This is a genomic window from Xylanibacter muris (genome assembly GCF_013166605.1).
GTDB classification, from domain to species: domain Bacteria; phylum Bacteroidota; class Bacteroidia; order Bacteroidales; family Bacteroidaceae; genus Prevotella; species Prevotella muris.
Genome location: NZ_JABKKF010000006.1, coordinates 19,730 through 45,612 on the forward strand (window position 1 = coordinate 19,730; position 25,883 = coordinate 45,612).

General features: G+C 42.7%; 13 protein-coding genes and 1 pseudogene. 7 read left to right on the forward strand and 7 right to left on the reverse strand.

Annotated elements, in window-relative coordinates; genetic code table 11:
• Positions 1 to 3: 3 nt before the first annotated feature.
• Complete coding sequence (ileS, locus tag HPS56_RS07580) at positions 4 to 3,570, reverse strand: isoleucine--tRNA ligase (protein ID WP_172275562.1); 3,567 nt, start codon at positions 3,568 to 3,570, stop codon at positions 4 to 6.
• A gap of 692 nt (positions 3,571 to 4,262) precedes the next feature.
• On the opposite strand from ileS, the gene lon reads away from it, so the two are divergent.
• The 7 genes and pseudogenes from lon (at position 4,263) to HPS56_RS07615 (ending at position 15,149) form a co-directional block, all read left to right on the forward strand.
• A complete protein-coding gene (gene lon / locus HPS56_RS07585) occupies positions 4,263 to 6,722 on the forward strand; it encodes an endopeptidase La (RefSeq protein ID WP_172275563.1) in 2,460 nt (819 codons plus the stop codon).
• A gap of 51 nt (positions 6,723 to 6,773) precedes the next feature.
• Positions 6,774 to 7,901 (forward strand): tRNA guanosine(34) transglycosylase Tgt, encoded by a 1,128-nt coding sequence (tgt, locus tag HPS56_RS07590; protein ID WP_172275564.1) that lies wholly within the window; start codon positions 6,774 to 6,776, stop codon positions 7,899 to 7,901.
• A 78-nt stretch (positions 7,902 to 7,979) separates the two neighbouring features.
• Positions 7,980 to 9,098 (forward strand): LptF/LptG family permease, encoded by a 1,119-nt coding sequence (locus tag HPS56_RS07595; RefSeq protein WP_369800287.1) that lies wholly within the window; start codon positions 7,980 to 7,982, stop codon positions 9,096 to 9,098.
• A 71-nt stretch (positions 9,099 to 9,169) separates the two neighbouring features.
• Positions 9,170 to 10,340, forward strand: a pseudogene (locus tag HPS56_RS07600) (DEAD/DEAH box helicase); the annotation flags it as partial.
• 232 nt (positions 10,341 to 10,572) lie between these two features.
• Positions 10,573 to 11,274, forward strand: a complete 702-nt coding sequence (locus HPS56_RS07605) for a metallophosphoesterase family protein (RefSeq protein ID WP_172275567.1) — start codon at positions 10,573 to 10,575, stop codon at positions 11,272 to 11,274.
• The gene (locus HPS56_RS07610) at positions 11,231 to 11,740 is read left to right on the forward strand and encodes an exonuclease SbcCD subunit D C-terminal domain-containing protein (protein ID WP_172275568.1); all 510 of its coding nucleotides are present in this window, start codon (positions 11,231 to 11,233) and stop codon (positions 11,738 to 11,740) included. Before HPS56_RS07605 ends, HPS56_RS07610 begins: the two co-directional genes overlap by 44 nt.
• Positions 11,741 to 11,750: 10 nt before the next feature.
• Complete coding sequence (locus tag HPS56_RS07615; RefSeq protein ID WP_172275569.1) at positions 11,751 to 15,149, forward strand: AAA family ATPase; 3,399 nt, start codon at positions 11,751 to 11,753, stop codon at positions 15,147 to 15,149.
• 98 nt (positions 15,150 to 15,247) lie between these two features.
• Here HPS56_RS07615 and HPS56_RS07620 read toward each other — a convergent pair whose 3' ends face one another.
• The 6 genes from HPS56_RS07620 to HPS56_RS07645 all read right to left on the reverse strand — a co-directional run bounded on the left by HPS56_RS07620 (position 15,248) and on the right by HPS56_RS07645 (position 25,563).
• Positions 15,248 to 16,996 (reverse strand): phospho-sugar mutase, encoded by a 1,749-nt coding sequence (locus tag HPS56_RS07620; RefSeq protein WP_172275570.1) that lies wholly within the window; start codon positions 16,994 to 16,996, stop codon positions 15,248 to 15,250.
• 166 nt (positions 16,997 to 17,162) lie between these two features.
• On the reverse strand, positions 17,163 to 18,374 hold the full coding sequence (locus HPS56_RS07625) for a tetratricopeptide repeat protein (protein ID WP_172275571.1): 1,212 nt from the start codon (positions 18,372 to 18,374) through the stop codon (positions 17,163 to 17,165).
• 19 nt (positions 18,375 to 18,393) lie between these two features.
• Positions 18,394 to 19,551 carry a tetratricopeptide repeat protein gene (locus HPS56_RS07630; protein ID WP_172275572.1) on the reverse strand — a complete coding sequence of 386 codons (1,158 nt, stop codon included), beginning with the start codon at positions 19,549 to 19,551 and terminating at the stop codon, positions 18,394 to 18,396.
• 27 nt (positions 19,552 to 19,578) lie between these two features.
• Positions 19,579 to 22,182, reverse strand: coding sequence for a DNA gyrase subunit A (gene gyrA, locus HPS56_RS07635; protein WP_172275573.1), 2,604 nt, complete (start codon positions 22,180 to 22,182; stop codon positions 19,579 to 19,581).
• A gap of 261 nt (positions 22,183 to 22,443) precedes the next feature.
• The gene (locus HPS56_RS07640; RefSeq protein WP_172275574.1) at positions 22,444 to 24,054 is read right to left on the reverse strand and encodes an NAD(P)/FAD-dependent oxidoreductase; all 1,611 of its coding nucleotides are present in this window, start codon (positions 24,052 to 24,054) and stop codon (positions 22,444 to 22,446) included.
• Positions 24,055 to 24,354: 300 nt separating this feature from the next.
• Entirely contained in the window at positions 24,355 to 25,563 is a 1,209-nt protein-coding gene (locus tag HPS56_RS07645) for a tyrosine-type recombinase/integrase (protein ID WP_172275575.1), read from the reverse strand.
• Positions 25,564 to 25,883 lie beyond the last annotated feature (320 nt).

Sequence of the window (25,883 nt, forward strand, 5' to 3'; positions counted from 1 at the left end):
ATATCAATTCTTCTCTATCTTTATATTCACACTCACTCCGTCTATATCCGCCGGTTGTCCGTCATTGTCTGCAAGCAGGATACCGTCAGCCAACACCTGAGTCTTTATATACTCCGCATATCCGTCAACTGCCGCACAGACCTGCCCAGCAGGTGTAAGGGTGACTGTTATACGGTCGGTTATCTCCAATCCTCCTTCCTTGCGGAGTTTCTGAATACGGTTGATGAGCTCACGTGTCATGCCCTCATTACGCAACTCGTCTGTGAGTTCCACATCAAGCGCCACCGTAAGATTGCCTTCGTTTCCGACAAGCCATCCCGGAATGTCCTCGCTTATTATCTCAACATCCGCAACATCGACAACAGCCTGTAGACCATCGACATCAAGCTCCAGCCGTCCGTCTTTTTCGAACCTTGCGATATCCTCCTGTGAAAGACCGTCCATTGCCGATGCGATTCCCTTCATCAACTTACCGAATTTCTTTCCCATCGTACGGAAATTACACTTGACTTTCTTGACAAGAACACCTGAGCCGTCCACAAACTTAAGCTCTTTCACATTCACCTCGCTCATTATAAGCTCCTTTACTGCATCTATACGGGCTTTCTGTTCATCGTCAACAGCAGGTATCATAACAGCCTGAAGCGGCTGGCGCACCTTTATATTGACCTTACGGCGCAAAGCAAGAACCATCGAGGTAATTTTTGATGCCATTCCCATGCGTGCTTCCAGCTCTGTGTCTATCATCGCCTCATCAGCCACCGGGAATTCTGCCAGATGCACAGAGCATACATTGTCACGTCCGGAAACATTTACCAAATCCAGATAAAGCCGGTCGGCAAAGAACGGAGAGAACGGAGCCAGGAGTTTGGCTACAGTCTCAAGGCATACATAAAGCGTCTGATAGGCAGACAACTTATCTTTGCTCATATCCTTGCCCCAGAAACGTTTACGGTTAAGGCGCACATACCAGTTGCTCAAATCATCGTCAACAAAACTTTCAATAAACCGTCCGGCACGTGTCGGGTCATAATTCTGAAGTTCCCTGTCTACATTCTTCACCAATGTGTTAAGTACAGAAAGAATCCAACGGTCTATCTCAGGACGCTCTTCTAACGGGATATCCGGCTCCGAATAATCAAAACCGTCAACATTTGCATAAAGGCTGAAGAACGAATATGTATTATACAATGTGCCGAAGAACTTACGGCGCACCTCGTCAACACCATTCTCATCAAACTTAAGATTGTCCCAAGGCTCCGAGTTTGTCATCATGTAGAACCTTACGGCATCTGCCCCGTACTTGTTTATCATATCGAACGGATTGACAACATTTCCCACATGCTTGCTCATCTTGTTCCCCTTGGCATCAAGAACAAGACCTGTAGAGATGACATTCTTAAATGCAACAGAGTCAAAAACCATTGTAGCTATTGCATGAAGAGTAAAGAACCAACCACGTGTCTGATCCACTCCCTCATTTATAAAATCTGCGGGGAATGCAAGTCTGTCGTCAATAAGTTCTTTATTCTCAAACGGATAATGAATCTGAGCATAGGGCATTGAACCGGAATCGAACCATACGTCTATAAGGTCTGTCTCACGTTTCATAGGCTTGCCTGTATCGCTGACGAGGACAATATTGTCAACATAAGGACGGTGGAGGTCTATCTTTTCATAATTATCATTTGAATAGTCACCAGGCACAAATCCGTTTGCCTTTAACGGATTTACATCCATAAAGCCCTTTTCAACACTTTCCTCTATCTCATCAAAAAGCTCCTGAACAGAGCCTATACATTTTTCCAAGCCGTCTTCATCACGCCAGATAGGGAGCGGTGTTCCCCAAAAACGTGAACGTGAGAGATTCCAGTCATTGAGATTTTCAAGCCAGTTTCCAAATCTTCCGGTACCGGTTGACTCCGGCTGCCAGTTTATTGTCTTGTTGAGTTCAACCATCCGTTCCTTCTTTGCTGTTGAACGTATAAACCAGCTGTCAAGAGGATAATACAACACAGGTTTGTCGGTACGCCAACAATGCGGATAGTTATGCACGTGCTTTTCAATCTTGAATGCCACTCCGTCTTGCTTCATTTCCATACATATCACGACATTCAGGTCTTCCGCCTTGGCAGCCGCCTCACTGTCGTACTTGCCACCGGCATTAAACTGCGGTGCATAGGCATTCTTCACATAGTCGCCGGCATGACGGCTATATGCCTCAAGGTCAAGACAACAACCAACAAAATTGCTGTCAAGTTCATCAACGACATAATACTTGCCCTCAAGGTCTACCATCGGACGTGTCTCGCCTTTTTTGCTGATAAGGAAAAGCCCCGGCACATGAGCATCTCTTGCAACCTTGGCGTCATCGGCTCCGAACGTAGGTGCAATATGCACTATACCCGTACCATCGTCTGTGGTGACATAGTCACCTGGTATCACGCGGAATGCCTTGTCTGCCATTTCCACAAAACGGTCTTTTCCGTTCTCCGCATCAAACACTTTTTCCGGATGAGCCGCAGCATATTCCTTAACGTAGTCAGCAGCCAAATCATCAAGCTTCTGGCAAGGTTTTACCCAAGGCATAAGCTGGGCGAAACGCATACCGACAAGTTCCTTACCCGTAAGTGTCTCCACTATACGGTATGGTATGATCTTATCGCCATGCTTATACTCATCCATAGGAGCATCCTTGCCTTCGGGCTTAAGGTATGCATTCAGACGGTCTTCCGCCAACACAACGGTTATTTTCTCACCGTTATATATATTGTAAGTTTCTACAACTACATAATTGTACGCAGGTCCGACGCAAAGAGCTGTGTTTGAGGGCAATGTCCACGGAGTTGTAGTCCATGCCGCAAAATAAGGCTTTCCCCATTTACACCATTCCTCCTTTGCATCCACAACGGCAAAAAGAGCCGTAACGGTGGTGTCTTTGACATCACGGTAACAACCGGGCTGGTTCAACTCATGTGAGCTAAGACCGGTACCGGCAGCCGGACTGTATGGCTGTATTGTATATCCCTTATAAAGCAACCCTTTATCATAAAGTTGCTTCAAAAGCCACCACAAGGTTTCAATATATTTGTTGTCGTATGTAATATACGGATGGTCAAGATCAACAAAATATCCCATTTCCTCTGTGAGCTTACGCCATTCGGCAGTAAATTTCATCACATTCTCACGGCACTTGCGGTTATAATCTTCTACGGATATATATTTTTCAGAATCCTTATTGTCTATGTCTGCCTTTGTTATGCCAAGCTCCTTTTCAACACCAAGCTCCACCGGCAGCCCATGGGTATCCCATCCGGCCTTGCGGTGAACCTGAAATCCTTTCATCGTCTTGTAACGGTTGAAAGTATCCTTTATGGAACGTGCAAGCACATGATGTATACCAGGATGGCCATTTGCAGAAGGAGGTCCTTCAAAGAATACGAACTGAGGACACCCGTCACGCTCATCGACAGATTTATGAAACACGTCATTATTGTTCCACATATCCAGAATACCGGTGTTCACCTTTGGTAAATCCAAGCCATTATGCTCTGCAAATTTCTTAGCCATTTTCTATTTCCGTTTTTATTTTTATCTTATGTAATTTATGCCTGAAGCATAGTTATAAATACTTTATTTAATAGCGTGCAAAGGTATAGAATTAATTTTAATTCTCCAAATTTCTTAAAATCTTTTTAGAAAGCGGCATTGAAGCCGCAGTTTTTACTAAAAATCCTCCCCGGCTGCACTTGCATACGACTCTCATTTATCACCTTTGTGCCGTGCTACATCCGTACCGCCCCCTTATCATCGGCCGCAACCGTTATGAATACACAAAGCGAACAGCAAATGTTAAAAGTGTATGCAGGCCAAATACACAGTGTATGTAGGCTGAATACACAGTGTATTTATGCCAAATACAGAGTGTATGTAGGCCAAATACACTTTTAACATTTCATTCGGCCGGTAACCATCATGCCTTCCATCTACACAAAATGCATGACTGCCGATTCCGTTAGCTACTGGCGTACATTATGAATCTCTTTATCTGATTTTCCACATCGTTAAGACAAGCGATTCTACACATATTTCAAAAATTGGATAACCGGCTGCTTTCCAACAGTTTTTCCACTTATAAAATCACAAGTATGCTTATTTAAAGGAGTTGACGAATGCTTTTATATTATTTTATAACCACAATCCGTTTTTATTTAAAATATTTTTGTACCTTTGCACCCCAAATTTGCATTTTAAAAAGAAAAATGAGTAAACAGAATATCAAGGCTTTTTCTATGATAGCCGATGTTGACGGCGATTTCAGTGATTTATTTAAAACAGATGCTTTTCCGCAGGAATTACCAATATTGCCGGTAAGAAACATTGTATTGTTTCCGGGGGTAGTCACCCCTATTCTTATCGGACGCAAATCAAGCCTTGCACTTGTCAAGGCTGCAGAAAAAAAAGAATCTATTATCGGTGTGGTATGCCAGACTGATCCCGACACGGATAATCCATCCAGAAAAGACCTGTATTCTTACGGAGTATATGCAAGGGTTGTCAAACTTCTCACCATGCCGGATAACAATGTCACAGTTATCGTTCAGGGAATGGGAAGGATGAAACTCAATGAGATTACAAACGAGAAACCATATTTGAAAGGTGCCGTAGAACCAGCACCGGAAGAACTTCCTGCACCTGGCGATCTGACATTCAAGGCCGGTATAGAAGACCTGCGCCGCATTGCAGACAGCTACATCCGCATAAACGAAGAAATACCTGACGAGGCCATCTATGCCATAAAGAACCTCAACAATGACATAATGGCCCTCAATTTCATCTGTACCAACATGATACAGAAAGTGGCGGAGAAGGAAAGACTGCTCGAGACAGCATCCATAAACGGCAGACTCCTGTATGCCCTGGAACTTATGAATAAAGAGCTTTCGTTACAGGAGTTGAAAGAAGACATACGCAACCGCACCAAAAACGATATAGACGAGCAACAGCGCAATTATTTCCTGCAACAGCAAATAAAAAACATGCAGGCAGAAATCGGTGGAGGCGAAAGCTCACCTGAAAAAGCCGAGCTTATAGAAAAGGCGAGACAGAAGGAATGGCCGGAAGAGGTCGACAGAATTTTCACACGTGAAATCGACAAACTTGACCAGCTTAATCCGCAAAGTCCTGATTATAATGTACAGCTTACTTACCTGCAGACTTTGGTTTCACTTCCATGGAACGAATATACCGTTGATGACCTAAGCCTTACAAAGGCACAGAAAATCCTCGACAAGGATCACTATGGAATGGAGAAAGTGAAAGAACGTATATTGGAATATATTGCCGTCCTGAGCCTTCGCGGAGACCTAAAGTCACCGATACTTTGCCTGTACGGCCCTCCCGGAGTAGGCAAGACATCACTGGGAAAGAGCATTGCAGACGCACTGGGACGCAAATATGTGAGAGTATCACTCGGAGGCTTACATGACGAGGCGGAAATACGCGGCCACAGACGCACATATATAGGCGCCATGCCCGGCAGAATAATAAAGAACATCCAAAAGGCCGGCTCGTCAAATCCGGTATTCATCCTCGACGAGATAGACAAAATCACCCAAAACACCGTCAACGGAGATCCTGCATCAGCTTTACTTGAAGTTCTTGACCCGGAACAGAACAACGCTTTCCACGACAATTACCTTGACGTGGACTATGACCTGTCGAAGGTGCTTTTCGTGGCAACCGCCAATGACCTCAATACCATCCCCCGTCCGCTTCTCGACCGCATGGAGGTGATAGAGGTAAGCGGATATATTACTGAAGAAAAAATCGAAATAGCCAAACGCCACCTTATACCCAAAGAGAAAGCCAATACCGGACTTGACCAGGAAAAGAGACTAAGTCTGACAAAGGCTGCAATAGAAAAGATCATTGAACAGTATACACGTGAGAGCGGTGTGCGGCAGCTTGAAAAGCAAATAAACAAGACCATGCGTAAACTGGCCTACAGGCTGGCTAAGGATTCCGTGTTGCCTTATACAAAAATAAGTCCGAAAGAAATTGAAGACCTTCTTGGCAAGCCTCCGTTCTATCGCGACATCTATCAGGGTAATGACTACGCGGGAGTTGTCACAGGACTGGCATGGACAAGCGTCGGAGGAGAGATCCTGTTTATAGAAACAAGTCTGAGTAAGGGAAAGAGTGCAAAACTCACTCTCACAGGTAACCTTGGAGACGTGATGAAAGAATCTGCCGTTTTGGCTCTTGAATATGTAAAGGCCCACGCATCAGTGTTGGGTATAGATTTCCGTATATTTGAAAACTATAACATACATATTCACGTACCGGAAGGAGCCACCCCGAAAGACGGGCCTTCCGCAGGTATTACGATTGCCACATCACTTGCCTCTGCACTGACACAACGTAAAGTGCGCAAAAACACAGCCATGACCGGTGAAATAACATTACGTGGAAAAGTTCTTCCTGTAGGCGGAATCAAAGAAAAGATACTCGCCGCCAAACGGGCAGGCATAACCGATATTCTGTTATGTGCAGACAACAGAAAGGACATTGAGGAGATTCCTGATATTTACAGACAAGGAGTCGGGTTTCATTATGTGGAAAACGTACAGGATGTATGGAATTTCGCACTGACAAACGAAACCGTGGACAATCCTATCGTATTTAATTTAGAGGAAGAAAAACCTGCCACAGAGAAATAAATCCGAAAGCCGGCATACCTGCCGTCAATTCATTATTAAATCATAACATAAATGACATTCGAACTTCAACACACAGATCCGTCATCTGACGCAAGGACAGGACTGATAACAACGGCACACGGACAAATAAAAACGCCTATATTCATGCCGGTAGGTACTTGCGGAAGTGTTAAGGGAGTGCATTTCTCTGAATTAAAGGAACAGGTGAAGGCACAGATTATACTTGGCAACACTTATCATCTGTATCTCCGCCCCGGACTTGACATACTAAAATCTGCCGGAGGTCTTCATAAATTCAACGGATGGGACCGTCCAATCCTCACAGACTCCGGAGGATTTCAGGTATTCTCATTAACCGGAATACGCAAACTGAAAGAAGAAGGATGCGAGTTCCGGTCGCATATTGACGGTTCGAAACATTTTTTCACTCCAGAGAATGTAATGGACACGGAGCGTATCATAGGCGCAGACATCATTATGGCATTCGACGAATGCCCTCCAGGTGACAGCGACTATCAATATGCGAGGAAGAGCCTGCAACTTACACAAAGATGGCTTGACCGTTGCATCAGAAGATTCAACGAGACCGAACCGCTGTATGGCTACAATCAAAGCCTGTTTCCCATCGTACAGGGATGCACCTACAAAGACCTGAGACGTGAAGCCGCAAAATATATTGCAGACAAAGGAGCCGACGGCAATGCCATAGGAGGACTGGCCGTAGGAGAACCTACGGAAGTAATGTATGAGATGATTGAAACCGTAAACGACATCCTGCCCAAAGACAAGCCACGATACCTTATGGGTGTCGGCACACCGCAGAACATACTTGAGGCAATAGAGCGCGGTGTCGATATGTTTGACTGTGTCATGCCTACAAGAAACGGACGCAACGCCATGCTGTTCACCTATAACGGAACAATAAACATAAGAAACAAGAAATGGGAAAACGATTTTTCCCCTATTGACCCAGAAGGCTGTGATACAGATATTGTATACACCAAAGCATATCTCCATCATCTGTTCAAGGCCCAGGAGCTATTGGCAATGCAGATTGCCAGCATACACAACCTGGCTTTCTACCTGCGGCTGGTTTCCGACGCACGCACACATATCGAACAAGGCGACTTCACGATATGGAAAAGAAGCGTTATGGACAATCTTGGCAGACGGATTTAGCAAAGTCACACGCTGGCCTGAAGACAAAGTCCGGCCATATCAATACCGGTGCCTATGGCAATACACATATTAAAGAATATGGAATATAAGAAATTCAGTCCTTTCAGATTCATCAAAAAGATAGACAGATATATCATAAGGAAGTTTATCGGCACATATATATTCTCCATTGTGCTGATAATATCAATATCCATCGTCTTTGACGTAAATGACAATCTCGCAAAATTCTCGACATACCATGCACCGCTGAGAGCTATTGTCTTTGATTATTATGCAAACTTCATTCCTTATTTCGCAAATCTTTTCAGCCCGCTGTTCGTTTTTATCGCCGTTATCTTCTTCACGTCAAAACTGGCGGGCGATTCTGAAATCATTGCGATGCTGTCTACGGGCATGAGCTTTAAACGGCTTCTGCGCCCCTACATGATATCGGCAGCCATGATCTCCATATTGAACTTCTATCTCGGGGCATACATAATTCCAAAAGGAACGGTGATAAAGCAGAATTTTGAGTCTCTCTACAAAAACAAACAGAAAAACTCATCTGCAAGCAACGTGCAGATGCAGGTAGGCAAAGGAATAATAGCATATATAGCACAGTATGACGATGTAAGAAAAACAGGATACGGATTCTCACTCGATAAGTTTGAAAACAAGAAACTTGTAAGCCACATGTCCGCAAATACCATACAGTATGACACAATATCCGACTCACGATATCATTGGAAGGCAAGAAACTATAAGATACGCGAACTGAAAGGCATGCGTGAGCACATAACCTCCGGACATGAAATCGACACAGTGATAATGATGGAACCCATGGATCTTGTATTCAGCAAGGGACAACAGGAAACATTCACAAGCCCTGAGCTAAAGCGGTATATAGGCAAGCAGAAGGACCGCGGCTCCACCAATGTCGTGCAATATGAAGTGGAATACCATAAACGCATAGCGTCATGTTTCGCGTCATTCATCCTTACAATAATAGGCGCAAGCCTCTCGGCAAGAAAAAGAAAAGGAGGAATGGGACTGTATCTCGGTATCGGACTGGCGTTAAGTTTTGCATACATTCTTCTGCAGACGGTTTGCGCTACATTTGCAATTAATGCAAACACACCGCCAATGCTTGCAGCATGGATACCCAATATACTATACGTGTTTATTGCATATTACTGTTACAGGCATGCTCCAAACTAAAACAGCACAGCGTTTACAGCCACGCTACACCAAAAGGTTGATATTCAAAAGAAAAAAAATAATTATTAAGAATGAAATTTGAAGAGACTTATTTAAATGACAATATACTCGATGCGCTTTGGGACATGCATTTCGACGAATGCACACCGATACAGGAGAAATGTATTCCGGAAATCCTGGATTACAGGGACATCATCGGTGTGGCACAAACCGGAACAGGAAAAACCGCGGCATACCTGTTGCCTATTCTAAGCATGCTCGATGACGGAGGATATCCCAAAGATGCAATAAACTGCGTCATAATGTCACCGACACGCGAACTGGCACAGCAGATAGACCAGGCACTGCAGGGATTCGGATACTATCTTGAAGATATAAGTAATGTTGCGGTTTATGGGGGCAATGACGGCAACCGCTATGATCAGGAAATGAAAAGCCTCAAGATGGGTGCAAACGTCGTAATCGCCACACCTGGACGACTCATAAGCCATATCAGAATGGGAAATGTGGATCTCAGCAAGGTCGGCTTCTTTGTTCTTGATGAAGCAGACAGAATGCTTGACATGGGTTTTTACGAGGATATCCTGCAAATCGCAAAGCACATGCCGGAAAAGAGACAGACTATAATGTTTTCAGCAACAATGCCTGAGAAAATACAGACTTTGGCTAAAACCCTGCAACATGATCCGGTGGAAATAAAAATTGCAGTAAGCAAACCGGCCGAGAAAATACAGCAATCGGCATATATCTGCTATGATTCACAGAAGATTGGCATTATCAAGCATCTCTTTAAACAAAACCAACTGAAAAGGGTTATAATATTCTCAGGGAAAAAAGACAAGGTTAAAAATGTGGCTCACGAGCTCCTGAAACTGAAAATAAACTGCGGACAGATGCACAGCGACCTGAGCCAGGAAGAACGCAACGAAGTAATGTATTCATTCAAGGCAGGAATGATTGACGTTCTTGTGGCTACCGACATTGTGGCACGCGGTATAGACATAGACGACATCAGTATGGTCATCAACTATGATGTACCCGGTGATTCGGAAGATTATATCCACCGCATTGGCCGTACGGCAAGAGCCGACAGAGACGGTGTCGCAATAACATTCGTCAGCGACAAGGACATATATAAATTTAAGGAGATAGAGAAATTCCTCGGCACAACAATCAGCAAAAACATATTGCCCGAAGGACTTGGCGAGGCCCCTGAATATAAAGCAACAGGAAAGCGAAAGACAAAAGGAGCCGGAAAAAGACGGTCATATTCCGGAAAGAAAAAAACGAATAAAAGCAAACGGCCACAGACAAACAAGGGAAAAGACGGCAATGGAAGCAAACCGGATAAAAGCAAAAAAACACAAATAAAGGATTAAAATATAAGAGCCATATCAAACTTTAACGTAAGAAAAGGTCTTGGTATGACTCTTTTTATTTTTAAGCACAGTCTTACTTATCCTTATATAAAACCATGAAAATACTTCATACAAGCGACTGGCATCTCGGCCATACATTATATAATTACGACCGTACAGAAGAGCACACACAGATGCTCCGGCAAATGATAAAAATTACAGAATGCCATAAACCTGATGCATTTATTATCTGCGGTGACATCTATCATACTCCACAACCGTCTGCCGCCACACAAAAAATGTTCACAGATGCATTAGTGGAAATACACATGGCCAACCCGCAAATGACCATTATTGTCACGGCCGGAAACCATGACAGCTGTTCAAGACATGAGATATTCCGCAATCCGTGGCGTGCCCTTAAAGTCTTCACTGTAGGAAACATCAACAAAGACTCTACTGATGAACATATAATAGAAATTCCTGATAAAGGTTTTATCATCGCCATACCATACAGCAATGAAAGAAACATTCCTGAGGGGTTCTTCCAACATTTGCTTGACACCGTTAATGAACGGAACACAAACGGACTGCCGGTAGTTATGACAGCCCATACTACAGTCAACGGATGCGATTTCACCGGTCATGATAATTCAAGCGAATACACTGTAGGAGGAATCGACTGTCTCGAACTGAAAGAAATGGGCTACGGATATGACTATCTCGCACTCGGACATATCCATCATGCGCAATTTATACACAGCGGCAAGCACAATGTGCGCTATAGCGGCTCCCCCCCTCCCCGTCAGCTTCGATGAGAATTTCGCCCATACTGTAAGTATCGTGGAAATAAAGTCTCACGGCTGCACTCCCGAAATCAATGAAATAGAAATACACAATCCACATCCGATGGTAACACTTCCCGCCAAGGGAACATCCACATTCAGTGAAGCAATACAACTGCTGAAAGAATTTCCTGAAAATATTCCTGCATACATAAGGCTCAACATAGAGACAGAAGATTTTCTGCATCCAGAAGCAAATGACGAAGCCATCGCCATGACAAAAGAAAAACAATGCAGATTCTGCAACATCAATGTAAAGCGCAACTTAGGAAAACAAGCGCAAGAGAAAATATTAAATATTCAGGAATTCCGCTCTGAAGCCCCAATAGACATTGCAAGACGTTATGCGGATGATATCGGCATAGCATTCGACGAAGATATGCAAAACCTCTTCAACGAGACACTTAAGCTGATAGACAACGATTTACGAAACGAATGACACATTTAATATGAGATTCCGGAAACTGACCATACACAACATCGCTTCCATAGAAGACGCTGAAATAGATTTTGAGGCACATCCGCTTGCCGGCTGCGAGGTCTTTCTGATTACAGGAAAGACCGGAGCCGGAAAATCCACCATACTTGATGCAATATGCCTCGCACTCTATGCCAAAACACCGCGAATGACAAACACACTTATGCAAGGAGAGATAACAGAAGGCGGCAAAAGTGTGAAAGTGAATGATCCACGGCAACTTATGCGCAGAAATACAGGAGAGGCATTTGTCACACTCACATTTACCGGCAGCAACAAGATAAACTACGAGGCAACATGGAGCGTGACACGTGCAAGAAAAAAGATTTCCGGAACAATTCAGAATAAAAACAGGACACTGAAGAATATTGATAAAGATATTCTTCTGACTAAAGACAAGGAGATAGAAGCGGAAATAGCCGAAGCCATCGGACTTGATTTCCAGCAATTCTGTCAGACAACAATGCTGGCACAAGGAGAATTCACACGGTTCCTCAACAGTAAAGATGACGAGAAAGCGCAGATACTTGAGAAGATAACCGGGGTTGACATATATTCAAGAATCGGAGCAAAGGTATTCGAGGAAACAGCAAGGAAAAAGGCAATATGGAATGAGGCACAACAAAAAACAGAGGGTGTAAAAATACTCGATGATGATGAAATCAAGGAAAAAGAATCAGAATTGCATACACTCGAAACTGAGGCATTAAAATTAAAGGCCGATATACATAAAGAGAATGACAAACTGATATGGATAAACAAGGAAAAGGAACTGTCTGAAAAGATTGCCGCATCAGAAGAAGCACATGCCAAAGCTCTTGAAGCCACAACAGACAACATCTTCATGCCAAAGGAACAGCTGGTCAATTCATGGAATACAACAATAGAAGTAAGGAATATGATGGACACGGTGAGAATATCTTCTGAAAAACAAAAAGTACTGACCGACAGTCTATTGTCATTATGCGACAACTATAAAGACCTTATATGCGGAATGGCCTGTGAAAAGAAAAGGAATGAAGATATTCTGCAGGAACTGAAAAAAGTAACAGAAGTTATAGACGAGAAAAAAGACAAGGCTGAAGTTTATAAAAATGCACAGGCAATAGCAGGATTACTGTATGCCGCATCCGAAGGAAGAAAAATAATTGAAAGGAATAATAACGATATATCCGAAGAGAAAAAAACTTTAGAAAACATACTTCAACCGGAACTTAACGACAGAAACGAAAACCTGCAAAAAATACAGTATGCCTTAAATAAACAGGAACTTGAACTGAAAGAAAAGGAACAGAAACTCGTTGAAGCAGACATATCACAATTGCACAAACTCCGTGACAACGAAAATACTCTGATCGCCCATGTAAACAGTGCCAGGGATAAAATGGAATTCCTTTACAGAGAAACAAAACGCATGGAAGAGACAAAAACTTATATTGACAAGACTTTCAATACTATCGAATGTAAACGCAAGGAGTGCAATAACATGAAACGGAAAATCCATGATGCAGAAATAAAACTACACACATCCAAAGAGATATTTGAACGACAACGTGAAAGTGTAAATAAATGGGCAAAAAGTATACGTATGAGACTACAGCCTGATGACATTTGCCCTGTATGCCTTCAAAAAATCAAATCGGCAATGCCCAAAGAAGATGACATTGACAATCTCATTGCCATCTATGAGAAAACATTCAGGGAAGCTGAAAAAGAATACAACGAACTGACTCGGACAATAAACAGACTTGAAGCTGAAATAAGTTCACTCACAGACAAATACGAACATACCAAAGCCTTATATGACAGTGATACGACTGTAGATAGCGCAATACAAAGGGCAACAGAAGCATGTAAATTATGCGGTGTGGAAATATATGATGAAACAATAATGCTTTCGCTTGACAATATAAAAATCAAAGCTGAAGCAGACAAAAAACTTCTTGACATAAGAATTGAAGAAACAGAAAAACAGGAAAGCATGATAAGACACATGCGCATACATGCTGATGACCTGCGCAAACATATAGAGAAACTAAAAACAGATGTACAGACAACCATACAGAAAATAAACGATTGCAATGGAAGAATAAAAACCGCCCGGGCAATAATCCTCACAAAAGAAAAGGAAATAATCGAGATGCAGAACAATACCCGGGAACTGATTTCCGACAGCCAATGGTCTGTCGACTGGAAAACAGATCCAAAAGAGTTTGCTGACACATTGATACTTGACGCAGAAAACTACAACAGGCTCACAACAAGAAAACAGACACTCGAAAATAAATATAATGAAACAGAGAGCTACTGCACCAATATTTCTTCCATAATAGAATCAATATTAAAGATTATGCCCGATTGGACAAATCTCAAGGCTGAAAAGATAAAATATACGGAAAATCTGTTGGACAAAGCAAATGAAATACGTGTAGAAACCGTATCTGTTGTAAAACAACTTGAAGCGGCATCCGAAACAGCCGATAAAGCCCAAAGGGCCATGAATGATTTCATGGCAGTGCATAAAGACATGTCAAGGGAATATCTCGAATACATAAACAATTATTCATCAGAGAGTATCCTTACACTTGACAGCTCATTGAAAAACATACGCAACAACGAACTTTCACAAAGAGTACTACTCAGCGAAGTAAGTAAGCAACACCGGGAACATCTGCAAAGAAAACCGGATATTACAGAAAACGACAGCATCGATTCACTGAACATCCGTATTGCGGAGATGGAACAGCATATAAGCGAAATCGGTGAAAGAAGAGGAGCTATAAATCTTGAGTTGAAACAAAATAAGGAAAACCGGGAAAAACTCGGCAAACTCGTTGAAGACGCAGAAAAGAAAAAGACCGAATACCATAAATGGTCAAGGATAAACAGCCTTATCGGTGATTCTTCCGGCAGCAAATTCCGCAAGATAGCGCAAAGCTATATATTGACAGGCCTGATTCATTCTGCAAACAGCTACATGAGGACACTTACAGACCGCTACACCCTGAAGACTGTTCCGGGAACATTCATAATATCAATAGAGGATGCCTATCAGGGATATGTTTCAAGAGCAACAAGTACAATATCTGGCGGTGAGAGTTTTCTCGTGTCACTCTCATTGGCTCTTGCCCTGAGTGATATCGGCCGACAACTGGCAGTAAACACATTATTTATCGACGAAGGATTCGGAACCCTAAGCGGAGAACCGCTGCAGAACGCAATAAACACTCTCCGTTCGCTACACAATAAATCCGGCCGTCATGTGGGTATAATCAGTCATGTGGAGGAACTTCAAGAACGCATACCTGTTCAGATTCAGGTTATACAGGATGGCAATAACTCAAGCAGCATGATTAAGGTTATACCATAAGAAAATACCGGAACCGTTGCATTCCCAAAGTAAACATAATGCAACAGTTCCGGTGATATTAATAAAAATCAGCCCAGTTTATAACTGAATTGACAGAATTACAGATTAAGGGATTTCTTTATTGCCTCAATCTTTGCATCGGCATCCTTCATGCAACGGTCATAACAACCTGAGCATTTCATTGTATTGTCCTTTACCTCAAGATAGAACTTGATCTTTGGTTCTGTACCGGAAGGACGTACACTTATCTTGGTCTCATCCTCGCAGAACCACTGAAGCACATTGCTCGTCGTAGGCATATCAAGCTTACATGTTGTACCGTCCGCATTTTTCTGCTCAAGAGTCTGATAATCCTTCCACACAACTACCTTGCTTCCACCAAGTTCTGTAGGAGGGTTGTTTCTGAAGTCGGTCATCATTTGTCTTATCTCATCAGCACCGCTCTTACCTGGTTTCACGACATTAACAGTGAACTCTTTAGAGAAACCATACTCAACATATATGTCCATAATAAGATCATAAAGAGTCTTACCATTGTCCTTGGCGTATGCACATATCTCGGCAAGAAGAGCACATGCGGAAACCGCATCCTTATCACGTACAAAATCTTGTGCAAGGAAACCATAGCTTTCCTCACCTCCACCGATATACTGTTGTTTGCCTTCTGAAAGCGCTATCTCGCGGGCAATCCATTTAAAGCCAGTATAACAGTCACGCATCTCAACATTCTGCTTATCAGCGATTTTCTTGATGACCTCCGTCGTAACAATTGTCTTTACAATAAAATCGCCCGGCCGCATCTTTCCCGTAGCCTTCCTGTTTGTGATAATATAATAAAGGAAAAGCAAGCATGTCTGGTTGCCGTTTATCAGTATCCATTCTCCTTTATCATTCTTGCAGGCCATGCCAACACGGTCGGCATCGGGATCACTGGCCATGACAATGTCGGCATCCATAGCCTTTGCGTCACGAAGAGCAAGGGTAAGTGCTTCTCCATTCTCCGGATTGGGAGAAACAACTGTCGGAAAATCACCGCTCTTCTCCATCTGTTCTTCCACACAATGCACGTTGTTGAATCCCCATTCCTTAAGACAGCTCGGTATCATCGTCATACCTGTACCGTGAAGAGGAGTATATACAATCTTAAGGTCTTTCTGACGCTCAATCACAGAAGGATCAATGCAAATGCTCTTTATCTGCTCAAGATAAACCTTGTCTATTTCCTCACCGATAATCGTGATAAGCTCTTTGTTGCCTTCAAACTTGACGTCGTCAACCTTAACCTTATTAACTTCGTCTATAATACCTGTATCATGCGGAGCCAAAACCTGAGCACCGTCTTCCCAATAAGCTTTATAACCGTTGTACTCACGTGGGTTGTGACTGGCTGTCACATTCACACCGGCCTGACATTTCAGATATCTGATTGCAAAAGAACATTCCGGAGTCGGACGCATATCCTCAAAGAGATACACCTTTATTCCGTTAGCGGAAAATATATTTGCCACAGTCTCGGCAAACAAACGGCTGTTGTTACGGCAGTCATGACAAACAACAACGGATATTTCCTCACGGTCTGAAAAATTCTTTTTCAAATAGTTTGCAAATCCCTGAGTAGCCATACCTACGGTGTAGATATTCATGCGGTTGCTTCCAACCCCCATGATTCCACGCAATCCGCCTGTACCGAACTCCAAATCCTTATAGAAGCTTTCGATAAGATCGGTCTTGTCTTCTTTCTCCAACATTGATTTCACTGACACCTTTGTCTCCTCATCGAAAGCAGGAGAAAGCCAGTTTTGGGCTTTAGCCTCACATTGGGCAATAAGCTGGGCATTGTTTTCCATAAATGTGTTATTTAATAATTTATCAATAAACTTTCTTGTTTATTACAAAGGTAGTAAAAAATACAGAAAAGAAGTAATCCGCCACAATTATTTTTCATTATTTTGTAAAATAACAGCAACGGATTACTTGTTTTTGTAATTATAAAAAATAGAGACAGACCAAAAACTACTCACTTATGATTTTGTCTATTTCCTCAAACTGCCTCCCCATGTTAAGCTGCAGATATATTCTGTACAATGCCGGCCCCCATTTGCGTTTCTCCTTTGGAGCCAAAACCCGATACTTCTCCATATAAGGCAATGCCTTTCTATATAGCGACATCAGTGTCTCCTTGTTCTTACGAATCTCGTTTCTGTCTAACGATTTACTCATGGACGTCTCCTTGTCCAAGGCCTTGTTCAGATATGCCGTACCGGCATTGAAATGGGGTTCGCCTAACGAATCATTCATTGCAATGAGTGAGTCACTGACAGCGATGCACTCATCGTATCTGCCGACATTAAGCAGAATTGACGACTTTGCGAATAAAAACATCTTATTCTCCTTGTCAAAAGAAAGCCCCCTGTCGGTAATCAACAGGGCCGAATCCAATTTGTTTGTCACCGTATAGTACTCCAACAGTTTTGGATAAAAATATAATGACATAGGATACTTTTCAAACCCTCTTTCCAGTGCAGAGACGTAATCGACAGTATCCTCATCAATAAGATATGCCTCTGCCATATACTTAAGGGTCTGCCCCATACGTGCCGTATCAGCGAGAGCCTTGTCCGAATATCTAAGCGTCATTTCCGGAACTTTAAGTTTATATCCACAATATGTAGCCCAATATGCAGCCTGCTCCATTCTTCTGTCAGTATTTGCATAATCATAATGTGCAAACATTGGCATATCAGCACACTTCAAATAACGGTCAAATATAAGATAGGCTGTCTTATAATCAGCTTTTCTTACAAAGAATGCACCGCCGAAATAAAGATTTGGCCGCAACTTATTTAAATCTGCAGAAGAACGTGCCCTGAACTTGGGTCTGTCTCCATTTAGCACGGTATCCACAGAGTCAAGCTTCTCAAGCACTTCAAACATCTTATCCGTAGTCTTGAAAAACGCAGCTGTATCGTATTGCTGCTTAAGATAAAGCTTTTCATTGCCCGAATCGTATTGTTTTTGTAATGCCTGATACCAAAGTTGATATATTTTGGTATTTGTAATATTGGCGGAATCGCTTCTCAAAAGTTCCTGCAGAATCTTCTCCGCCTTATCCAAATCCTTGCCGCTCTTAATATAAGACCGTGCCTGAGAAAGTTGCTTACGCTGAGCTCTCAGGCACGGTGTTATTGACAGTAAGAGAAGCGTTATCAATATAAGCTTCCTCATTTAAGGTTTTACGTTGTTTTTACTTATTGAGCAATTTTTCCATCTCATCAGAATTAGCCTTGTCTCCCAAAGAATAATAAACCTGATAGAGAGCGTATGCCCAGTTCACTTTCTCACGTGAAGGATCGAGTTCCTTTGCTTTCAGAAGAGCCTCTTTGGCCTCTGCAAGAACAGCCTTCACCTTGTCGGCATTTGCTTTTGTAAGGCCTCCGGTATTCTTATCGGCAAGCTTGTCTTTCAATGCAATGGCTTTTGAGTTGAGACTCGTGCCGATATTGAATATTACAGCAACAAAATTCGGATCAATCTCAACGGCCTTACGATAAGAAGCAACAGCATCATCCCACTGCTCATTCTTCATCTCAGTCTCTCCCTTTATAGCCCATGCCATCTTGTTTGAAGGATTGGCCTGGGTTTCTTCTGTAATCCATGCCATTTTCTCTGCCGGATGATCGTTGTAATAAGCAAGGAGCATATTGAAATAACGCTCATCAGCAGGATTTTCCTTATGCAGGACTTTCAGATCGTTCATGAAAGCGGCTGAGTCTGCCGCAGACTTACAGTTATCTTTCTTTGCAAACAGGATAATCTCATTCGCATCAGCCTTGCCCTTATCATCGGCAGCTGTTTCCTTTGCCTTTGTGGCATAGTCTATTGCCGCGGCATAATCCTTCATCATATAGGCCATATATGATGCCATATAAGCTATCTGGGAATAAAGAGGATCATTTGACATATCAATACCTGTGAACAGCTCATGGTCTTTTGAGTCTATATACAACTTATATCCCTCAAGTGCCATCGCATTGTCTTTTTTCTCAGTTCTGAAAAACTCACCGCCCTGGATAGCCGCAATCCTCAACTGACTGGCCGTCTTCTGGTTGTCTGCACGGAAACGGATCTTGACCTTGCCTTTCTCATTGGGCTGACGGTCAAACTCATCACACTTCATAGCAGCCTTCAGTGCTTCCATTCCTGCCTTATACATGGCTACCGTATCGAAAGGATTAGTGGCCTTTGTCGTCTGATTTGTTGTCTGAATCGTTGAGTTGTCAACATAAATCTGATACTGGTCCTTACATACCTGATTCCATTTCTCCGCTTCGGTCTTGGCATCCTGTGCAAAGGCTGAGGCTGACATTGCTGCAACAGCAGCCATCATCATTAGTTTCTTCATCTTTTCAATATTTAAGTAGGTTTTACATTATTCAATCCCTGTTACGGCCTCATTGCTATCTGCCGTATCTTTATCCGATATGTTATTCGATGCAATAGAATTGTTTTCTGCCGTATCCGTATTCCCTGCGTCATGTTCAAATGCACCTTCGCTCTCCTGCTCGACAACTTCTTCATCTGAAGCACTCATCACTTTACATACACTTGCTATCGTATCGTTTTTCTTCGTAAGATTTATAAGACGCACTCCTTGTGTCGCACGTCCCATCACACGCACATCCGCAACTTTCAGACGAATGAGAATTCCGCTCTTGTTTATTATCATTAAATCGTTTTCATCTGTCACAACCTTTATTGCCACAAGACGCCCGGTCTTCTCTGTGATGCTCAGTGTCTTTACACCCTTTCCGCCACGTGATGTCTTACGGTAGTCCTCAACATCACTGCGTTTTCCGTATCCGTTTTCACTAACCACCATTATCGTTTCCGACTGCGGGTCATTAACGCAGACCATTCCTACAACCTCATCGTCACCATCGTCAAGACGCATTCCGCGCACACCGGTAGATACACGGCCCATTGTACGGATATCCTTTTCATTGAATCTGATTGCACGTCCATTTCTGTTGGCAAGCACCAGTTCATTATTTCCATTGGTAAGACGCACTCCTACAACCTGATCACCATCAAGAATGTTTATCGCTATAACACCATTGGCACGCGGACGGCTATACGCTTCAAGACATGTCTTCTTTATGACACCGTTCTTTGTCGCAAATACCACATAATGGGTGTTCAAGAATTCCTCATCATCAAATTTCTTTATTCTAAGCACAGCATTAATGGCATCATCCGGCTCTATATTCAGAAGATTCTGGATAGCACGTCCCTTTGCGTTCTTTGCCCCCTCCGGAATTTCGTAACATTTCAGCCAATAGCATCGTCCTTTCTGTGTAAAAAACAACAGCGTGTTGTGCATCGTTGCCGGATAAATATATTCAGTAAAGTCCTCATCACGCGTATGCGCGCCCTTACTCCCGACGCCTCCACGACTCTGCTCACGGAATTCAGTAAGTGCCGTACGCTTTATATATCCGAGATGACTGATGGTTATCACTACAGGATCATCCGGATAGAAGTCTTCGGCATTAAACTCCTCACTTGAATACTTTATCTCCGTACGGCGTTCGTCACCGTATTTCTCCTTCACCTCCTGCAATTCTTCCTTCATCACCTGCTTGCAAAGCTCCGGATCATTAAGAATAGCCTGAAGACGTGCAATAAGCTTCTCAAGGTCATCATATTCCTGATGCAACTTATCCATCTGCAGTCCCGTGAGTTGCCTCAGACGCATATCCACAATAGCAGAAGCTTGTACGTCATCAAAACCGAAACGGTTCTTCAGCCCCTCTATGGCAGCTTGGGGCGTCTTTGAGGCACGTATAATATGCACCACCTCATCTATATTGTCACAGGCTACGATAAGAGCCTCAAGTATGTGTGCACGATCCTGGGCTTTCTTCAAGTCAAACTGTGTGCGGCGTATCGTAACATCATGACGGTGACTGACAAAATAGCGGACACAGTCTTTAAGGGAAAGAAGCTTAGGACGCCCTTTTACCAAAGCAATGCAATTCACTGAGAATGAGCTCTGCAGTGCCGTCATCTTAAAGAGTTTGTTGAGTATTACATTTGCATTTGCATCACGCTTTACATCAACAACTATACGCATGCCCTGACGCCCTGACTCATCATTCACATTGCTTATCCCCTCTATCTTCTTCTCTGAAGCGAGGTCGGCAATGTATTTCACGAGATCGGCCTTATTTACTCCATAAGGTATTTCGTTTATAACAATCTTATCGTGAGTGTCACCACTTTCTATCTCGGCCTTTGCACGCATCACGATACGGCCACGACCGGTCTCATAGGCATCCTTGACTCCCTGTATACCATAGATATACGCACCGGTAGGGAAATCCGGAGCCTTGATATGCTCCATAAGCCCGTCGGTATCGATATCCGGATTGTCTATATATGCACAACAACCGTCAATTACCTCTCCAAGATTATGGGTCGGAATATTCGTTGCCATACCTACGGCAATACCGTTGCCTCCATTTACAAGAAGGTTAGGAATCTTTGTAGGCATTACTGTAGGCTCCTGCAAAGAGTCGTCAAAGTTGTTCGTCATGTCTACGGTATCTTTCTCAAGGTCGTCCATGACATGCTCTCCCATTTTTGACAGACGGCACTCCGTATAACGCATAGCCGCTGCAGAGTCACCATCCACAGATCCGAAGTTACCCTGACCGTCAACAAGCGTATACCGCATATTCCAGTCCTGAGCCATACGTACCAAAGCCCCATACACGGAACTATCTCCGTGCGGGTGGTACTTACCAAGCACCTCACCTACAATACGGGCACATTTCTTATATGGCTTGTCACTTGTGTTTCCTACCCCCATCATACCATAAAGGATACGACGGTGAACCGGCTTGAATCCGTCACGCACATCGGGTAAGGCACGCGCGACTATCACCGACATGGAATAGTCGATATAAGAGGATTTCATCTCCTCCTCAATATTGATTTTAATAATTCTGTCTTGATCGATTGTCTGATCCATTTGTAAAATATATTATTATTTTATGCTCTTTAATTTATACAAACATCCTTCGATGTCATTTTCGTGTGTTTATGCATTATAATCGCTTAAACCTGTTGTTTTGGCCATTTTAAGGCAACATTCATACGACAATGATATGCTATGCATAAGCAACCTTTTTTTATTAAGACAGCGTTCTTAACGCCATTCTAAGCCCGTATAAAGCTTTCGGTCTGTCGAGAAGAGGTCACGATAATAGCAGTCAAAGGTAATCATTTTTTTTTATTCCACAAAACTTTTACCTAAAAAAGACGCACAACGCTCAGCACACCGTTCACCGTCAACACCGGCAGAAACAATTCCTCCTGCATATCCGGCACCCTCACCACACGGGAACAGTCCGGCTATTCCGACATGCATAAGCGTATCGGAATCACGTAATATCCTTACAGGAGATGAGGTGCGTGTCTCAACACCTATCATCACAGCATCATTTGTAAGAAATCCGTGACACATCTTTCCAAATGTCTTGAATCCCTCCTGAAGGCGACTTCCGACATGCTGCGGAAGCCAAAAATGAAGTGGAGACGATATCAGTCCCGGAGCATAGCTGCTTTTAGGCAAGTCATAGCTCAGACGTTTGTTCACAAAATCGGCCATACGCTGTGCCGGAGCCGTCTGCTTCATATTTCCTTGCAGCCAACAGTTCCGTTCGATCTCTTCCTGCCAACACATCATACGGAGAGCACCATCGCCACTGACATCCTCAGGCCTGACCTCAACAACCATTCCACTGTTAGACCACCGGCCTCCACGGTTGCTCGGGCTCATTCCGTTTACCACTATCTGCTGTTTGTCGGTTGCCGCCGGTATGACAAACCCTCCCGGACACATACAAAAAGAATATACTCCACGGCCGGCCACCTGTGTAACAAAAGAATACTCGGCGGCAGGAAGATATTTCCCACGTCCCTGACGGCTATGGTATTGAATACTGTCTATCAGTTCTGAAGGATGTTCCAAACGCACTCCCACAGCAATGCCCTTTGCCTCAATTTCAACATTCGCATCATTAAGATAACGGTAAACGTCACGTGCAGAATGTCCGGTGGCCAATATTACAGGCCCCTTAAACATTATCTCACGCCCGGTATTCAAATCTGTTGCCTCTATTCCAACAACCCGACGGCCGGCACCGAAAGCATGTTCAGAACAAGAACCGTCTGATATGACGAGCCTGTCCATGCGGGTCTGGTGATGAACTTCACCTCCGGATTTCAGTATAGTATTTCTCATATTCTCTATCACCCCCGGAAGTTTGTCCGTACCTATATGCGGATGTGCATCGGCAAGAATCGTTTCCGATGCTCCATGCTGACAGAAAACATTTAGGATTTTCTCAATGTTTCCTCTTTTCTTACTCCGGGTATATAGCTTACCGTCTGAATAAGCACCGGCACCGCCTTCACCGAAACAATAATTGCTCTCACTGTCAATCTTCTGCGCCTTGGTTATCATTGAAAGATCTCTTTTCCTTTCTCTTACATTCTTTCCACGTTCAACAACGATTGGTTTCAGTCCAAGCTCAATAAGGCGCAATGCAGCAAAAAGGCCTCCTGGCCCCTCACCCACAACAATTACTTCATCAGCATCTGAAACATCTCCATACTCTGTTTTTATATAGGAGTCACATGCCGGCATCTCATTGACATACACCCTGACTTTCAAATTTACATAGATAATACGCTGACGGGCATCAATACTTCTTTTCAATACCCTTATTCCATATATGGTACGTACATCAAAACCTTTTTCACGTGCGATATAATCTTTTATTGTGCCCTCATTCGAGGCTACCTGCGGGAAAACCCTTATCTGATATTCATGTATCATAAAGATGCTATATAATATTATGTATACTGGGATGCCTCATAAAAATAGGAAAGAACCAGAATCACACACCATCTGCTTTCAAAACCACCGCATTATGAGGCATATAACATGCAAATTTACATAAAATCCACGAGATTCCATTAACGACAACTAACATTCACATAAAAACCGTGTATTTATTTCCGGAAGAAACAATACACGGCACGTAAAACCTTAACCGGAATTTATCTCATTCATACAGCTATCAACCAAAAAACGGTATGGATTATGTATTGAACCCTTGAGAAAATCCAGTCCTCATCATATACTTTTTAATATCAGTTCATTAGCCTTGTCTATAACGGAAGTGTCCAATGACGCAAGATATATCTTTGTCGTACTCTCGGAATCGTGCCCCATACCTTCACTGATTACAGACAACGGAATATTATTACTCTTTGCAACGCCAGCCCACGAATGGCGGGCGACATAAGTTGTAAGCTTTATCGGAAGCCGTATCTGCACAGCAATCCTTTTCAATTGGCTATTCACAAGGTGAAGAGCGGTATCATACTGTTTTCGCTTATTCTCAGGATAACGGATTATAGGAAGCAAATACTCCGTAACATTCTGTGGATACTTATTTATAATCTCCTGCATACATTTTTCCCACTTTATTATAAGTTGCTGTCCTGTCTTTCTGCGCTTATATGTCAATATTCCGTCCTTAAGGTCTGACTTTTTCAGGTAGGCAATATCGACAAACGACATTCCGCGCGTATAAAAACTGAACATAAAAATATCTCTGGCAAAGTCAAGCGCGGAATTGCATGGCAGACTAAGTTCCTTTATCTTCCTGACATAAGTTATAGACATTCCGCGCTTCACGGTTTTGCCGATTCCTGTATATACATGTCTGAAAGGATATTTCTGAACGGTAAGTCCTTTTTCAACGGCACGGTTATATACTGCACGAAGCACCCGCATATAAAAAGATACAGTGTTCATCGATATCTGACGGGATTTAAGGTAAGCCTCATACCCCATCATGAAGTCCGAATCTATTTCATCAAGAATGGTATTCTCACCGGCAAACCTGATAAGACTGTTTAATGTAGCCTTATATGTCTCTGATGTCCTGCATTTTCCGACAAGTTTCAGTTGAGCTATTATGCCTCGCATGAAACAGGGTAAAGACTGCTCTACGGTTGCCTGCTCAAAACGCCTAACAATATCATCTGCAGTACATGCCTGCAATCCATTATCCAAAGACACTACAATTCTATGAAAACGTGACAACTCCAGATTTACCCGTCTACACACAAATCTAAGATATTCCTCTCGCGTACCAATGCCTTCATTAACAAAAGATGCTTTAATTGTTTTAGTCGTTGTATCCCATTCCGACTTTAAAATCCTGTAATTGGTATAAACCTGACGAACAATTCTCCGACATATTACCTGATAATACAAACAGCCGGTTTCACCGTCAACCGACAATTCTCTGAATCTAACTTTTACTGATGCCATATTTTCTAATTTTATTATATTTAAAAGCTTGTGAAAGATAACAATAAAAATTATTCTTATAAAAATTCAAATAAACACAGTGTTACCACTAAAGAATAACACTTGACGGAAACTCGTTTAAAAGTCATTGGCAGACATACTATTGAAGGCAATTCATGACTATCATACAGAAGTATTATGACAAGACCTTGTATGAACATAATATGTTAATAAACCATATATTTTCCACAACAAGCATTGAAAATGGGAAACAATAATATACATTTGCAATAATTTCCAATGGAAAGTATTTTAAAAGATTAATTATCAACGAATAATAT

Bases quoted from the DNA above. Each gene is read 5' to 3' on its own strand.
- lon (WP_172275563.1), top strand. From the start codon at position 4,263: ATGAGTAAACAGAATATCAAGGCTTTTTCTATGATAGCCGATGTTGAC.
- HPS56_RS07610 (WP_172275568.1), top strand. From the start codon at position 11,231: ATGTGCGCTATAGCGGCTCCCCCCCTCCCCGTCAGCTTCGATGAGAAT.
- HPS56_RS07605 (WP_172275567.1), top strand. From the start codon at position 10,573: ATGAAAATACTTCATACAAGCGACTGGCATCTCGGCCATACATTATAT.
- HPS56_RS07595 (WP_369800287.1), top strand. From the start codon at position 7,980: ATGGAATATAAGAAATTCAGTCCTTTCAGATTCATCAAAAAGATAGAC.
- HPS56_RS07620 (WP_172275570.1), bottom strand. From the start codon at position 16,996: ATGGAAAACAATGCCCAGCTTATTGCCCAATGTGAGGCTAAAGCCCAA.
- HPS56_RS07645 (WP_172275575.1), bottom strand. From the start codon at position 25,563: ATGGCATCAGTAAAAGTTAGATTCAGAGAATTGTCGGTTGACGGTGAA.
- HPS56_RS07615 (WP_172275569.1), top strand. From the start codon at position 11,751: ATGAGATTCCGGAAACTGACCATACACAACATCGCTTCCATAGAAGAC.
- HPS56_RS07630 (WP_172275572.1), bottom strand. From the start codon at position 19,551: ATGAAGAAACTAATGATGATGGCTGCTGTTGCAGCAATGTCAGCCTCA.
- gyrA (WP_172275573.1), bottom strand. From the start codon at position 22,182: ATGGATCAGACAATCGATCAAGACAGAATTATTAAAATCAATATTGAG.
- ileS (WP_172275562.1), bottom strand. From the start codon at position 3,570: ATGGCTAAGAAATTTGCAGAGCATAATGGCTTGGATTTACCAAAGGTG.
- HPS56_RS07625 (WP_172275571.1), bottom strand. From the start codon at position 18,374: ATGAGGAAGCTTATATTGATAACGCTTCTCTTACTGTCAATAACACCG.
- HPS56_RS07640 (WP_172275574.1), bottom strand. From the start codon at position 24,054: ATGATACATGAATATCAGATAAGGGTTTTCCCGCAGGTAGCCTCGAAT.
- tgt (WP_172275564.1), top strand. From the start codon at position 6,774: ATGACATTCGAACTTCAACACACAGATCCGTCATCTGACGCAAGGACA.